The 15,558-nt window shown below is 32.6% G+C and carries 14 protein-coding genes; 12 read left to right on the plus strand and 2 right to left on the minus strand.

Annotated features, from left to right (window positions below; all coding sequences use genetic code 11):
* Positions 1 to 12 precede the first annotated feature (12 nt).
* From HCH28_RS18705 to HCH28_RS18760, 12 genes are all read left to right on the plus strand, one after another.
* Positions 13 to 807 (plus strand): ImmA/IrrE family metallo-endopeptidase, encoded by a 795-nt coding sequence (locus HCH28_RS18705; protein WP_221682609.1) that lies wholly within the window; start codon positions 13 to 15, stop codon positions 805 to 807.
* A 14-nt stretch (positions 808 to 821) separates the two neighbouring features.
* Complete coding sequence (locus HCH28_RS18710; RefSeq protein ID WP_221682610.1) at positions 822 to 1,487, plus strand: hypothetical protein; 666 nt, start codon at positions 822 to 824, stop codon at positions 1,485 to 1,487.
* Between the two features lie 796 nt (positions 1,488 to 2,283).
* Positions 2,284 to 3,423: a DNA cytosine methyltransferase gene (locus HCH28_RS18715; protein ID WP_221682611.1), complete on the plus strand. Its 1,140-nt coding sequence runs from the start codon at positions 2,284 to 2,286 to the stop codon at positions 3,421 to 3,423.
* 136 nt (positions 3,424 to 3,559) lie between these two features.
* Entirely contained in the window at positions 3,560 to 3,985 is a 426-nt protein-coding gene (locus HCH28_RS18720; protein WP_221682612.1) for a hypothetical protein, read from the plus strand.
* 7 nt (positions 3,986 to 3,992) lie between these two features.
* Positions 3,993 to 4,355 carry a hypothetical protein gene (locus tag HCH28_RS18725; protein WP_221682613.1) on the plus strand — a complete coding sequence of 121 codons (363 nt, stop codon included), beginning with the start codon at positions 3,993 to 3,995 and terminating at the stop codon, positions 4,353 to 4,355.
* A 78-nt stretch (positions 4,356 to 4,433) separates the two neighbouring features.
* Entirely contained in the window at positions 4,434 to 5,321 is an 888-nt protein-coding gene (locus HCH28_RS18730; RefSeq protein WP_221682614.1) for a hypothetical protein, read from the plus strand.
* 56 nt (positions 5,322 to 5,377) lie between these two features.
* Positions 5,378 to 8,374 carry a DEAD/DEAH box helicase gene (locus HCH28_RS18735; protein ID WP_221682615.1) on the plus strand — a complete coding sequence of 999 codons (2,997 nt, stop codon included), beginning with the start codon at positions 5,378 to 5,380 and terminating at the stop codon, positions 8,372 to 8,374.
* Positions 8,375 to 8,450: 76 nt separating this feature from the next.
* The gene (locus HCH28_RS18740; protein WP_221682616.1) at positions 8,451 to 9,458 is read left to right on the plus strand and encodes a hypothetical protein; all 1,008 of its coding nucleotides are present in this window, start codon (positions 8,451 to 8,453) and stop codon (positions 9,456 to 9,458) included.
* A gap of 235 nt (positions 9,459 to 9,693) precedes the next feature.
* Complete coding sequence (locus HCH28_RS18745) at positions 9,694 to 10,290, plus strand: hypothetical protein (RefSeq protein WP_221682617.1); 597 nt, start codon at positions 9,694 to 9,696, stop codon at positions 10,288 to 10,290.
* Positions 10,291 to 10,722: 432 nt separating this feature from the next.
* Positions 10,723 to 11,163 (plus strand): hypothetical protein, encoded by a 441-nt coding sequence (locus HCH28_RS18750; protein ID WP_221682618.1) that lies wholly within the window; start codon positions 10,723 to 10,725, stop codon positions 11,161 to 11,163.
* 109 nt (positions 11,164 to 11,272) lie between these two features.
* Entirely contained in the window at positions 11,273 to 12,388 is a 1,116-nt protein-coding gene (locus HCH28_RS18755) for a phosphoadenosine phosphosulfate reductase domain-containing protein (protein WP_221682619.1), read from the plus strand.
* Positions 12,389 to 12,431: 43 nt separating this feature from the next.
* Positions 12,432 to 12,764, plus strand: coding sequence for a hypothetical protein (locus tag HCH28_RS18760; protein WP_221682620.1), 333 nt, complete (start codon positions 12,432 to 12,434; stop codon positions 12,762 to 12,764).
* 789 nt (positions 12,765 to 13,553) lie between these two features.
* Here HCH28_RS18760 and HCH28_RS18765 read toward each other — a convergent pair.
* Both HCH28_RS18765 and HCH28_RS18770 read right to left on the minus strand, forming a co-directional pair.
* Positions 13,554 to 14,684 carry a tyrosine-type recombinase/integrase gene (locus HCH28_RS18765; RefSeq protein ID WP_221682621.1) on the minus strand — a complete coding sequence of 377 codons (1,131 nt, stop codon included), beginning with the start codon at positions 14,682 to 14,684 and terminating at the stop codon, positions 13,554 to 13,556.
* 366 nt (positions 14,685 to 15,050) lie between these two features.
* A complete protein-coding gene (locus HCH28_RS18770) occupies positions 15,051 to 15,530 on the minus strand; it encodes a hypothetical protein (RefSeq protein WP_221682622.1) in 480 nt (159 codons plus the stop codon).
* Positions 15,531 to 15,558: the final 28 nt, after the last annotated feature.

A 15,558-nucleotide genomic window follows, 5' to 3' on the forward strand; every position in this document is an offset into this window, starting at 1 on the left:
GGAGGTTATTTAATGGAACAATTATTACAAGAAGTTGAACGATTAGCTATAGACTATTATTTAAAGTATATTTCTGAAGAAACATCATTAATTATTGCTGATATATTGGAAGATATTGTAATACAGCAAGGGATAGAAGTAATCTACCTAAAATTACCTAAACTTGATGAAGAAAGTCGTTCGTTAAATGGCATGTTTCTAAAACATATCAATCCAAAGGTTCAACCTAAAATTGTTATTAATCAGCTAGATAATGCAAGAACTCAAAACTTCACTTTGGCTCATGAATGGTTCCATTATATTTTAGAATCCGAAGATTTAAAGAAATATGAGATTCGAATTGAATCAAATGAAGTATTAGAACGAGCCGGTGATTATTTTGCTGCAACCATTTTAATGAATAAGGATGCATTCAATCTTTATTTTGAAATTATTAAAAGTCAAGTAATTGAAAAGAAAATCTTTAAATTAGCAGATATTTTTAAAGTACCTTATTTGAGTGTTGTTCGACGTATTAAAGAATTAGGACTTTGGGATATTTCAGCTTATGAAGAAATGACTGAGGAACAATTAATGAATTTACGTGTAAGTGTAATGGATGATTCTATATTGGATATGCCACCTAAACGTAAGGAATTTGAGCAATTTCAAGAAAAATTAATTACTCGTGAGGCAGAAGGTACATTATCGAGCCAAGAAGTAGCGAAGATATTAGCCAATATAAATCCAGATTTAGCTGAAGAATATTACGAAAAATCAATAGAAAATCAGGATATTAACGCACTTTGGGATGAATTAGAGGATTAGATGGAGGGGATTTGATGAAGGAAGTAGCACTACCAATCCCCTCTTCTTGTTTTGTTGATGCCAATATTATTTTCTATATAGATAAGCTTAAAGATAAAGCTGATTTTATCAATGTTTTGGAGAAAGTATATGAATCTGTTTATATCCATGAAGCAGTTTATAAGGAATTAAGCAGTTCTAGTCAAAAGTTTGTAGATAATAAATGTCAGGATCAAAAATGGATACTTCTAAATCCATTGCAGGAGTTTAAAACTACTTATTCAGACTATCAACTAATGCTTACTAAAATACAAGAAAAGCTTATTGAGGTGGACAAGCGTAGAGGAAAAGAAGGCAGTGTGGGTACAGGGGAAATTGCATCACTTGCAGCTGCATATATGTTGAATGCGGAGATTATTTGTAGTAATGATTACTCTTTAGAAGATGTAATTGTGGAAGTACCATTACATATTTTTATTAACGGAAACGAGGAAAGTGATCCAGTCTATATAAAGCATCATCGATTACTTGATTTTTGCGAGCTGGTTGTTTTTGGGAATATTTTGAAAAGAAGTGAAGTAAGAAAGTTTTATCAGATTGCACATATAGAGCTTAAACAGAAAAATCCCGAGGTTTTTAAGTTGTTTTTAACTGAGTTTGATGAAAGAATACCTGCTGAAGTAACTCTAAAGAATTTCTAATGCTTTTATTAAACTTGATAGTATAGTTTAAAATCGAATGGATATTAGGTCTATTCGATTTTTTTATTATGTATTATACACTATGTAGATATCGTTCCTAATGATAAAGATTTAGATTGACTTGAAAAAATTTCCTTTATAAAATAACGTTATTCAATTATAGGGCGCGATTGTTGAGCAACATACTTTATGTATTGTTTATTAGAATGAAAATTGGTAGATGACGTTTAGAATGAGCGATTGACGCTTAATTTCATATATGATACATTAATTTCATATTTGATTTACGACTTTTAAGATGCTCAGCCAAACGGTAGAGCAATTTTTAAACACTTTCTTAATGAGTGTTCTTACGATCCTTATAGGGACTCGTCTGAACTTTTATTTGAGAAAGTGTTTTTTTGTCGTTCTCAAATAGTTAACTAAAAGGATGGTTGCACTATCCAATCCTTGAACGTTCTACTAATAGCAACCGCTTCTTGATTTATTGATATTAATCATCAAGCAATTTTTAGAGGTTTCGTTCAAGAGAAAAAAGTAAAGGAGGAACTATATGTATTTTCTTACTGAAGTCTTGTCTTTAAAGTCCTGCTAGAGCAGGTTATAAGTAGTCGTTGATTACTTTCTCTTATTGACGCAAGAGACAACGGGGCACGGAAATGTTTTGTTGATGTAAAAGGAATAAGTGAGGAGTAAACTGACCACTTAGAGCCAGTTGAGAAATTTCGTCACTTTCAACACACGATTTATTCTTATCCTTTTTCGTTTGTGAAAACAATCGAAAAGGGTTAGGGCAATGACTGAAGAACTAACAGTAAAAGAAGTATTCTCATTACTTGTAGAGAATGAATTACAAACTAAGAAAGACGTAGTAACTTTAGCACCAACATATGATTCCAAGAAAATTAGTATTGTTTCTCTGTTCAGCGGATGCGGAGGTTTTGAACTAGGCTTTGAATGGGCAGGTATTGAAGCGGCTCTAGGAAGAAATATAGACATTCGAGAAAAAGAACAATTTACTTCTTTAAGAAGTAAAAGTTTATTTAAGACGGTATATGCTTTAGATTTTTTTAAAGAAGCCATAGAGACATATACAAACTACTTTCCAGAAACGACTATTCAAAATGCTAATATTCGGCATCTACAATCTTTTCCTGAAGCGGATATATACTCTTTTGGTTTTCCTTGTCCGGGGTTTAGTGCTGCTGGTCCTAGGAATTTAAAAGATGAGAGAAATTATCTGTATGTACATTGTTGTAGGGCACTAAAGGAGGCTCAGCCAAGCTTTTTTATAGCTGAAAATGTTCCTGGTATGCTTACTCTTCAAAAGGGAGAAGTTTTTGCCCAAATTGAAAAGGATTTTAAAGATTGTGGTTATCGAGTATATACAAAAGTAGTTAATGCTCGAAATTTTGGAGTTGCTCAAGTTAGAGAGCGAGTCATAATTATTGGTGTCAGAATGGACATATCTTTTGAATATGTTTTTCCGTGCGATACACATGGTGAAAATGGATTACCTTATGTAACATTAAGAGACGCTATAGGAGACTTAGAATCTAATCCTGGAATGTTTTATGAAGGGACCTACTCAAGTCAGTACATGTCACGAAATAGGAAGAAGAAATGGAATGAGCAATCATTTACAATTCAAGCTTCTGCTAGGCAGGCTCCAATGCATCCGAGTGGATTACCTATGAAACGAGAGAATGGAGCAAAGTGGATCTTTGAAGGTAAGACTAATCGACGTTTATCAGTTAGAGAGGCAGCCCGTATTCAATCATTCCCAGACTGGTATGAGTTTTCTCAAGGAGAAAAGAATTGTTCTGTTAATATGCTATTGGAACGCCGATTTAAACAAATTGGTAATGCTGTACCTCCTCTTTTAGCGAGAGCAATCATTCGGCCAATAGCTGATTTTTATTTAACTAAACACTAGAGAAGAATTTTCTTTTCTGAAAATTACGAAAATGGTTTAAATTTTCTGTCAGAGTGCATATTATACGTAAAGGGATATTTTTAGTCATTTATTTGTACAAAAATATCCACTGTAGTATGATAAGGAGGAATACACAATGGCAGAAGAAAAGAAGGTGAAAAAATTGTTAGAGCTATTGGAGAAAAAAACTAGTATTGATATAACGGAATTGAAAGAAGAACTTCCAAAAGGAAATAGAATTGCGATTTCTAATTTACGAAATACAAAGAAATGGCTACCTTTGATTGAACAATATTACACAGTTGAAGTTATTTCCGGAGAAGATACTGTAGCACAATTAAATCGACCAGAGATAATACCTTCATTAGTTGAAAAATACAACTCCTTACAAGAGCAGTATGAAGATTTATTACGTGAAAATGAAAAATTAAAAATGGATCATCTTTACGGCCAGCGTGTAAAAGAAATGGAACCAACGAGTGGAACTGAACTTGCAGCAAAGGCTACGGATGTATTAGATGAGCTCATAGAAGAAATGAGGGGCTCAAATATAGATGGTTAGTCGCGACGTGATGAAGGCAGCAATTAATCAAATTGCAGCAATTGAAGGATTAGAAATGGATCCTACACATTTAGCTTTGGATGTATACGCCTTAGCACAAGTGTTTAGTGATGAAAAAGAATTCAAAGATGTAATAGTGTCTGTAGTTTTGGCTATAAAAGATGTTTTTAAAGATGGGAACATCGGTGACGATTTAAAATATAGACTAAAAGGTTTTAAATCATACCATTTTTCGAGTCCTTACCCTGAAATAAAGGGTGATGAGGATATGAGAGTGGTATACCCAGCTTATAAAAACACAATTATTTTAGCGTTTGGACACAGATATATTCCAACTGATTTTTATCAACGCTTTAAATCACGAGTTTAATATTCGTCTTAAGAGATTGCCTATTTAATAGACAATCTCTTTTTATTTTAAAAAAGTCCAATAATAGGAGAGATAAAAATGTCAGAAAGCACAGGACAATTACTCCTTTTCGATTTTGAAGAAACTGTTGAAGTTATTGATAATGGTATGTCACAGTTTAATCTTCTCGATAAATTCAGTGCCATTGATATTCAAGTGGACCAAAGAATTAGTGAAATTGAAGCAGAGTATTGTAAAAGGCAAGAAGTTATTTTTTATGAAACAAGAGATATTTTGAAGAGGAATCTTTCAGAATTAAACAATCTATATGAAAAATACGGAGAGAAAGATAGTTTTAGTGGACGTGAAGAAAGCTTTCTATCAACTTATGATGATTTGAAATATATAAAAAACCGAATCGATTCGATATACAAGGGATTTATTAGTCGTATTACTCATTATTTTGCAATAAGGCATAAGGTTTCACTATCTTCTAACGAAATAGTTGGAAAATACGATGAAAATTCAATTTCCTATACAATCATATTAGATGAGATTTTTGAACAGTTGGGTGGTCTATCTTTTAAAGAAAAGGCCGTTGAAGAGATCAAGGCTGCCAGTAGAAGCATTATCTATAATAAAAGTAATTTACACATAGCAAAGAACAAACTCTCTATCATTGACTGTGTATATTGGGATTCTGGTTTTTTAGATGATAATAAATCGATCAGATATGATGACAGACGTGTTAGACCTTTATTTTTAGCCCTGTCTCATTTTATGAATGGCTCTGTTGAAATGATTTACCGTTTGGGAGAAGTATATCAACAGCTAAATAGAGGATCAAGTTACTATGACATTTTCTCAAAATATGAAATTGGCATTTATAATGTCGAGTCATTAAAAATGTTTAAGAATGGAAAAATAGAAATAGTCTTTAGTGAACATGAAAATGCTGAGGCATTTAAAAACGAATATTTATATTAATTGGTAAAACGAAGGAGTCTTTATACTTCTTCGTTTTTAATTATGGAGGTTTATGTATGAAATATAAAAATAATATGCAAACAATTCCGCAAGAGCAAAGAAAATCAATAAATGATAAGATCTTATACTTAATAGATAACAATGAAACAAGCAAATTTAATATTACTCCTGAAGATATTTATAACGCTTATACTGGTGACGGTGGGCTTCATGACTTAGAATTTAATAATTATAGTTCTTATCATGCTTATTCTGAAGCTAAAAAAGAGATAGAAAATGGCCAATTTTTCACACCAGCTGAACTTGCGGAGTTTTTAGTTGAGTGCATAAGACCTTCTGAATATGACCTTATAGTTGACTTAACTTCTGGCATGGGTAGCTTCTTTAATTTTTTGCCAAATGAGCTAAATGTATATGGTAATGAAATTGATTTAAAAGCATTCAAAGTTGCGCGATTCCTTTATGAAAAGGCAACATTAACTAACCAGGATATTCGTTTATATAAGAGTGAAGTACTGTTTGATGTTGTATTAGGAAATCCACCATTTAATCTTAAATGGAAGGTTGGAGAGAACAAATATTTATCTCAATTGTATTACTGCATGAAGTCTCATGAAGTATTAAAAGCTGGAGGGATTATGGGGCTAATAGTACCCATGAGTTTTCTTGCTGATGACTTTACAGATTCTGGCATGATAAATGAGATTAATAGTATGTTTGATTTTATTGGGCAAGTTAGTGTTTCAGAAGATGCTTTTGCGTCCTTAGGAGTTGCTAAATATCTAACGAAGATTATGTTATTCCAAAAGAAAAGCGATCATCTGCCTGCGCGTCCATATCAACATGATTTGTTTCTGCCTTATTCCGAAGCAAATGACATCTTTGAAAAGGTAATGAAACCCGTTAAAGAGCAGCTGAAGGAAGTTCGAGTGAAAATTGGATTGGAAAATCGTAAGAAAGTAAGTTCTGTTTATGAATTTAAGAAGAGCAAACTTCTCTTTGATATTAAAAGACATCCTAAGCTTCAAAAGCATTATGCGAATTGTGTAGCATATGCTGAACGGTTGATCACACAAGAAAAGCCAAAAGGTATGGATGAAACAGAATGGCAGCAAAAGAAGGTGACGGAAAATAAGGTTTTAAGTTACCTACGTCAAACATTAAAGAAACAGCATAAAAGTGATGATACACGTCCAATAACACTAGTTAAAACTAAAGTGGGATTAAAATATAAGGCATACACGGCCAAGGATCGTAAACAACTAAAGGCTAGGAATCTTCCGCAAGTTTTATTCGGTACCTTAAAGTATCCATTTCCTGAACAAACGTATCGTAAGCTGTTTGATAAGAAAAGAAAAGCCTACGAACTACAAGAGATGCCTTTTAGCAACGTAACACCACATAAGGGTGTTGTCGAGTGGTTGGAAGAGCTTGTAATTTATGACCATTCTAATGGCGAGGAAATACGTTTAAATGATATTCAAAGGGAGGATACGGCCAAAATGCTCATGAAGCGGTATGGCTATCTTCAATGGGGTACAGGTGCCGGTAAGAGTATTTCTGCCGTAGCTCAAATGAAATATCGATTAGAAAACAAACAGGTGCATAACGTATTTATCGTTGCTCCAGCTATCGCAATTAATAACAACTGGGATGATATATTAGAGAATTACGGGTTCGATTATATCCGTATTCATAAAATGAGTGATATCCAAAAAATAGAGAGCGGCCAAATTGTAATCCTTACATTCGGTATGCTAACAAAATATGAAAGACAACTTAAGCGGTTTATGAAGTTGCAATCTCAAAAGATCATGCTTCTTTTGGATGAAGCGGATGCAATTAGTAATCCATCATCTAAGCGCGCAAAAGCTACATTGAATGTGTTTAGAAGGGTGAAGATCAAACAACTCATGAGTGCTACAAGCACAAGAAATAGTATACCGGAGAGCTTTACAGCCTTTGAATTGCTTTATAATAATTCTCGGCATATGCTGTCGCTAAGTCCTACGATTACAATAGAAGATCGTAAGACTGGAGATTTAAATGAGAAGGTGAATCCTTATAAAGGAATGGCTTTTCCACCCTATAAGAAGGGGCATATGCATTTCAAACGAACGTTTTCTCCAGAGCGGGCAACCGTTTTCGGGATTGGCAAGCTAAATCAAGACATTTACAATGCATCTTTTTTGAATGACTTAATTAATAAGTCTATGATCACTCGTACTTTTGAAGAGGTATCAGGCAAGGACATATATAAACTCATTCAAAATACAGTGAAGTTTAATACAATGGAACAGGAATTATACAGAATTGTGGTTGAAGAGTTTTACAAATTAACATACTTATTCAACTCAACTGGGAATTCCAGAAAAGACTCTATGCTAAGAATTATTCAGCAATTAAATAGCTTATTAAAGGCCTGTGTGAACCCTCAAGAGTTCAAGGAGTATAAATCTTCACAGTTACCTTCAAAAGCCGTGAGAACGCTGGAAATGATTAATCAATGGGATGATGAATATGTGGTGATTGGTTGTACACATATTAAGACGGTAGAACATTATCATTCATTCATAAAAAATGCTTTTCCTGACAGACCTATTTTTGTGATAACTGGAGATAAAGTATCTTTGAATCGACGGAAATCGATAATTAAAGAACTGAAAAAGTCCAAAAATGGAATTTTAATTTGTACACAGCAATCTTTATCAAGTAGTATGAACATTGATTTTGTAAACAACATTGTACTAATTGAGATGTTGTGGAATTACCCGTCGATGCACCAGTTCTTTGCAAGGTTTATTAGGTATACATCAAAGGAACAAAAGGAAGTTCACTTTGTGACTGTTGAGAATAGTATTGAGTCGAATATGCTTCAGTTAATTATTGCTAAGGAAAAACTAAATAATTTCATGAAAAATGAAACGATCGATGAGCAAGAAATCTTAGATAAATTCGGTATTGATTTTGATTTAATTAAAATGCTGCTTTCTAAAGAAAAGGATTCTGAAGGGAAATCTTATATAAAATGGGGGCAACAATTAGTTTGTTGATATTAAAAAGCTATATGATTTAATCATATAGCTTTTTATAATGAAATTATCTACCTCACGAAAAAGGAGAATGAAAATGAAATCATTTTTAACATTAAAGGCGCGAAAAAGAAATTTATATGAATTGTATTATAAGAAGCCTGAAAATCGAATCACTGAATCTTTTATTAAGATGTTAGAGAAAACTAAGCCAAGTATTACTCCAAAGGTATTAGAGTTGTTAGGTATAGGTGAATGTTACAGTGAATTCAAATATGGGCTGCAAGTCAATCAAGATATATTAGGAAGTGTTTCAAGCGCAGTTATCTTAGGTATCTCAGAATTAAGTCATGAGTTTGATCCAAACTATGTACCCTCAGATGAAAATAAAGAGGGTGACCCTGATGCCCATATCTATACTAGAGATGATTCAATGCATATCTTAATCGAAGTAAAGATAGGAAATAACAAACTAACTGACGACCAACTATACAAACATAGGAAACGTTTTAAAAATGTGGATGAAGCTAGTATTAGAGTAGTAAATATAACTTGGGAAGAAGTTAGGAATACACTTGCAGAGATTATAGTTGATTATGATGAGTATCATCGGAACTATTTATTAATCCAGGAGTTTATGGATTTAATTACTTCGAATGATTATAGAGACATCTTTTTCTATAATGAAAATGAACATTTAAAAGATGAATATTTAGCACTTGATGCTTTTATAAAGAAATTACCAGAAGTTACAGTTAGAAAACGTGATGATGAATCAATAGACTATTTATTAAATGATATAAATTTTGTTACAATTTTTCCGAAAAATAATTGCCTAATTCTAAAGTCAAGAGAAAGTGAAATGCAAGCTGTAGTTAATGAAATTCTAAATTTTGAACATTTTAATGCACTTAATGTAATTGGGGATAAAAATATAAAAGATTATCGTTACAACTTTCCTCGGCAACATAAGGAAGGGATCATTGTTCTTAATGAATCTAATGATTTGTCGCCAATTAGAGATCTAATTGTAGTTTCCTACAATGTTCGTAAACAAAAGACATTAAATAACTTAAATTCTAGGAAATTAGATTTAAAGAATTAAGTTAACAAAGAAGTTTGTTGCTTAAGGTTATATGAACCTAGTTGACCATAATTAGGAAATATGATAAATTAGTTGCATTATTATTGAATCAACATGGAAGCTTAACCATACGGTAGAGCTATTACATAGCACTTTCTTAAAAGTGTTCAAACGAATATCCATTTCAGGGATTCGTCTGTTCATATTTGAGAAAGTGCTTTTTGTTGTTCTCAAATAAAGAAAAGGAGGAATTTATATGAAAGAAAATGAAAGTGGTTTTGTAGGGGTAATGTTACTTTACGGTGCATTATTAGTACTAATAGCTTACTTGTTAAAAATTAGCTCAAATAAGGAATGGGAGAATACTTCGTTTTGGTTTACAGTTGCTGGGGCGGTTGCTTTAGTACAAGCATTAAAGTACTTTTGCGGAAGGTTAAAGAATAGTAGTGTTCTAATTTTTACAATGATTTTAGCTGAAATGGTGACAATTTCAATATGTACGATGATTGGCCTTATGGTAGCAACGTATTTGGTGGAGTTAAAAATTGTAACTTCGTTATCAGCTGTACTTTTAATAGGATTTGCTATTATATGTTTGGTTTATGAATTATTGGGAATAGTGGGTAGTTATATTCCTTATAATAAAAAATACAGAAAGTTGAGAGAGGAATTTGAAGGAAAATATAATATGGTTAACTTATTAACCATAGCATCAACGGTGTTAACATTTATGATATTTGCTAAAGGTGCAGAAAGTTCTGCTAAAGAAACTTTAATGCAGTTCTTTTTTAGTTGCTGTATAGTATATGTTTTGTTAATACACTATTGTTTGAAATTTAAGTTAAATAAATAAAAGGGGTGCCCAAAGTTAGGGACCCTTTTCATTTACTTGAAATGATTTGTGAAGCTATAATATGTTGACCACTAAAAAATCATATGGTACATTAATTTCATATTTGTAGTTTCAACATTGACGCTTAACCACACGGTGGAGCGATAACCTAGCACTTTCTTAAAGGTGTCAAACGAATTCAATTTTAGGGATTCGTCTGAGCATTATTTGGGGAAGTGCTTTTTGTTGTTCTCAAATATTGAATACATGTGGTTACATGGCCATTTGTTGAATGAACTAATAATCACCTAAGCGTCTTAATAGTCTAACAGCAGGCTATTTTTATTGGCTTCATTCAAAAAATAATGTAGAGGAGGAAATTATGTGTTTTGTGATAAACGGTAATTAAGTTATAAAAATTAAAACTAAATGTAAACAGAAAGAGGAGATTATATGCAATTTAGGTATGAGAATAGTAATGCCAGTTACATTTATGGTATTGATCGTTTCGGTGGACTTTTTATAACAATAGAAAAAGATGAAAGAGTACAGAATTTCACACAATTTTATCCTTTTGAGAGTCGTTTTTCTTATTCTCTCGTTAATGAAAATGTACCAGCCGCAGATTTAAAAGAAATCGGAAAAACACCTATAGGAGAGTATAAAGTTTTCTTTGAACTTGCAACTAGTGAAGAGTATAAGGGAGACCTTAAAAAGGAATTGGTTCTTCACTATATGGGTGAACATGACTTTGTGGTTAAGACCTGGGGAGAATTGTTCGATTTAATGGCTTATTTTAATAAAGATATTTTTTTCTTTGAAATGACTTTAATAAATCAAGACGGTACAAGTCCATTTGGCCATTATATTACTTGGATAAATGAGTGCGCCTAAATGTCATTTCCAAAGAAGTGAAAAAGCTGCTTACCTTAGGGCTTAATGGGTGTTTTTTATACCTAAGAGAAGCTTTAAAAGATGCAATGCTAAAGGTAATTTTAGTTGAATGAATTCAGCACTTTCTGATCAAAAAGGACAATACTTTTTGTATGTTCGGTTTTTAGAAAGTGCTTTTTTAAAGTCCATCAAAGAAGATGCTAATGAAAATGAAAGAGAGGAACGAAGTATGAAAAATCACATAATATTTTTTAGCGGGGGCATGTCATCTTTTACTGTAGCCCATTTAGTAAAAATCAAATATCCAAATGATAATATTCTATTATATTTTACAGATACACTTTGGGAAGATTCTGATCTATATCGATTTATTTACGAAGCTTCAGATAAGTTAGAACTGCCTATGCTTTATCATTCTGTTGGGTTAACTCCAGTACAACTTATGGCAATAGAACGTTTTTTATATAACAGCAGAGTAGGTAACTGTTCAAAAAAATTAAAAATGGAGCCAGCTGCTAAATTCTTAAAAAAGGGGATAAAGCCTTTCGTAGAAATGAAGTACAATTACGAATTTTTAAAAGCGGACATATCACCATTAGAAGAAGGATTTGAAGCTGATACTATCTTATACTTTGGGATTGGTTGGGATGAAATGCATCGTGAGGATGCAATAAAAAAAAACTGGTCACCTTTTGATGTACAAATGCCATTAATCGATGAAGTAATAAACAATGAAGATGTATTGAATCTATATGGCATTCGAAAACCACGCCTATATGATATGGGATTTGCTCATAACAATTGTAAAGGTCGTTGCGTTAAGGCTGGCCAAGGTCACTATAAAAATCTTTTACTAAAGGATGAAAAGACTTTTCAAGAGGTGAAAGAGCAGGAAATAGTGCTTAGCGAGTATATCCGTTATACTAAACAACCACAAATCAAAAGTGGAAAATGTAAGGATTACTTATTCAAGGATGTCTATAACTATCTATCAACAGGAATAAAATCTTTTAAAATAAAAAAAATATTAGAATCAGCTGATTACCTAGCATCTAGTAGAAGATTATTTGGGAATGATAGTAAAGGTAATCCTATTAACAAACCTTATTCCTACATTAAGGGGATGACGTTAAATTTACTAGAAAAACAACCTATCCAGTGTGACATGTGGGACATTGGTGGATGCGGATGTTTTGTAGATTATGAAAATACACTAAATGATTAATCCAATATATATAATTATTTATGAGACAAGTGAGGGTTAACCTATGAGAAACGATGAGATATATGTCGAAATGATGAATGTAAGTAATAGGATAAATGAATTATACAAGCAAAATAATTTGAAAGAAAGAAATGAGTTAGTTCCAAAATTGCGTGAGTTGTATAAAATGTACGACTTCGGTTTCTCCGTAAGAGAAATAGTTGAGACTATTGCATGGAGGAGTAAGTGGAGCGAAGCAAAGATCCTAGAACATAGAGATGATAATTATTTTCTTATTCGCAATGATAAAGGATGGGAGGTATTTGTACCAGGTACTCTTATTAGGAAGTTGGAAAGTAAGGAGAGTGCTGCACCTATCCAGTTATACTTGTTTTAGGTGAAATATGTAGAATTATAAAAAAGTAGAGCAATATCCCATTTGGATTATTTAGGCTCTACTTTTCTTAAAATTATGATGTACATGGGACTTCGATTGCTGAAGATAAATCAGCACGTACTCGTGTAATTTTTATCACTCATAAACAATTTTATTTTCAACATGGTGCTAAATAACAAGGAATAATGCAGAATTGCAATTGAAACTTAAATATAACTTTATTATTTGTATTCATTAACATCACAATGATAATGTTGAATTGAAATAAAGTCGTACCGTTTTTATTGAACATAAATTTTCTTTCAATTAATTTTCAAAGTGTTCAATAAAAAGTTACTTATCTTAAGTCTTTTTTCAGCAAAGCCGAACGAAACGAAATGATCGTCTGCTGCGTTTATAATAGCGTCGGAATTATTCGTGAAGCTTGATCATCTATAAACGTGTCATAACCTTCTTCATTTTATTAAGCTACAGTTTCATGTAATATAAATGAAAAATGAACCAAAGACGAGCAGTGCTATTCCCATAGTTGTGAGAATAGTTGTCCCTTGTTTAGCAATATCACTCCAACAATCCATAAGGTAATTATAAATTGCACTGAAAGCAGTGATACCTATTGTGATGATACCTAGTGAGATGATACAAATTCCGAATCCTGCAATTAGAGAACATGTTATTAAATCCATTATCATTCACCTCAAATCTCCCTTTATATATAAGTTTCCCATTCTTAATATAAATAGTAAACTTTTCAGAGGAAATTTTTAAAAAAATAGTTAAGAATAAAATTTAGATATAACCCTCAAAGTTAGTCACTTCCCACTCATGAATAGCATGTTGATCAGTGGCCAAAACCTTCTCCATATAAATGATAGTGGTCTCTATTTTTTCATGCCCCAGTGACTGCATTATTCTATATATGTCTGCACCATTAAGATGGGAGATAATAGCGAAAGCATGTCGAAAAATATGAGGCGTGATGACTCTTTCATTTGCTATCTTTGAAAATTCCCGTTTGAATACCTGGTCTAGATAACTAGGGGAATAGGCATTACCTGTTTTAGTAGTGAATAAGGGTGAGTGCTTATCAGCTGTCTCTATTGATGCTAAACCCCTTATCTTTCTGAACTCTTTAATGCTTGCTGCAACTTTATCTTTTAATGGGATTCTACGCCATTTCCTACCTTTCCCTAAGACATCTAGGTAATATCCACCTTTAATTGTATCTTTCCGCATCTGTTCAACATTTAATGTACAAAGTTCTTCGTTGCGCATACCAGTAGTCACTAAAACCAGAATAAGCGTAAACATAATGGGATTATTAGTTTCTTCAAAGTATTTCAGAAGCTCTACAACTTCAGTTGGTCCCATATCACGATTGGGCCGATCATTACTCTTTACACTTACAGATTTAAAGCCCTCATGTAACGGCTCATGGATATATTTACTTTCAAATAACTGTTTAAAGAAACCTTTTAAAATTGTTGTTTTTCTCTCCAAAGTAGCAATAGAATAACCTGCAGGTTTCTTCTGTACATAGGGACTATTAGTAGCAAGCCACTCCTGGTATCTACGTATGTGCCTCGGCTGCAAGGATTTAAACAATGAGCTATCCTTTATTTCTCCTATGTCTATGCCAATTTCCTCACTATATAATAGTAGGTAGTTAAGAAACTGCTCAATTTCTGCTTTGTATTTTAAAGTCGAACGATTGCTGCGGCCGCGGCTGCTGAACAACTGGTTTGAATGATAAAGGTACCACATTACCATGTCTCGATCAGTAAACTGTTCGAAACGTGGCATATGGTTAGCCTCAGACCGATCAGCTAAGTTATGAAGGTATTGCATATGTTGTTGATCATAATTCAAGTTAAAGGAAGCAGTGCTAGGAAGGCCGCTTTCTATGTTAAGTATATCCATATTTTGACCTCCTACTTTTTCAAACCTTGGTTCGCAAAATATTTGTAATCCTATTTATTTGGGGAATTCGTAATAAATAGTGGATTCCACTACTTTCTACGATTGGCCTTTATTTTTAGCTTTATATTTCTTATATCCTTTAACTGAAGCAAATCCAGCTGCCCTAGGTAAAACTGGTGCAGCTGATACAACTACGATTCCTAGAGCCATTCCTCCTCCAACAAGTGCCCCAGTAGCAGCTAAACCACTAGGCTCCTATAAAACTTACTCCAACACTAGCAACACCGATACCAGCGCCTGTTACATCTGCAATTACTTCTTCTTTTTCAACTTTCATATGAATAAGAGTCACATCCTTTCATTTTCTTAAAGATTTAACTCCTCATATTTAAAGGAGGGGTATTGTTGAATATAATTAATAAATTTTTGAACATGTTCTTCATCAACATATACTAGAATCCAGTTGTTTGTTGTTTTAGACATGGATATATAATTTTTATATTCTTCCTCTGCTAGATTTAGATAGTTTATTAATTTCATATTATCTCTAAATTTCACTTTTAAATTTTTTAATTGGTCAATAACAAGAAAATAATCTTTTTCGGTGTAAATTTCCTTTATACTTAGAAAATGCCCACAAAATGAATCACTTTTTAAATTGTTCCAATAAAACGGATGCATTTCATAAGAATCTAAGGAAATATGGTTTATTCCTTCTACTTTAAATGCTTTTCGTCCTTTACGAGCCATTGCATATGTTCTCAAGGTTGCACGAGTGATATCATTCAAATAGAAAGGAGATGTAGTATAGGAAAGTCCATTTATCTCATTTTCTTTGTTCTCCACATATATGCCGATTCATTGTATCTAATTA

The sequence above is a fragment of the Lysinibacillus sp. K60 genome, assembly GCF_019731275.1.
Taxonomy (GTDB): domain Bacteria; phylum Bacillota; class Bacilli; order Bacillales_A; family Planococcaceae; genus Lysinibacillus; species Lysinibacillus capsici.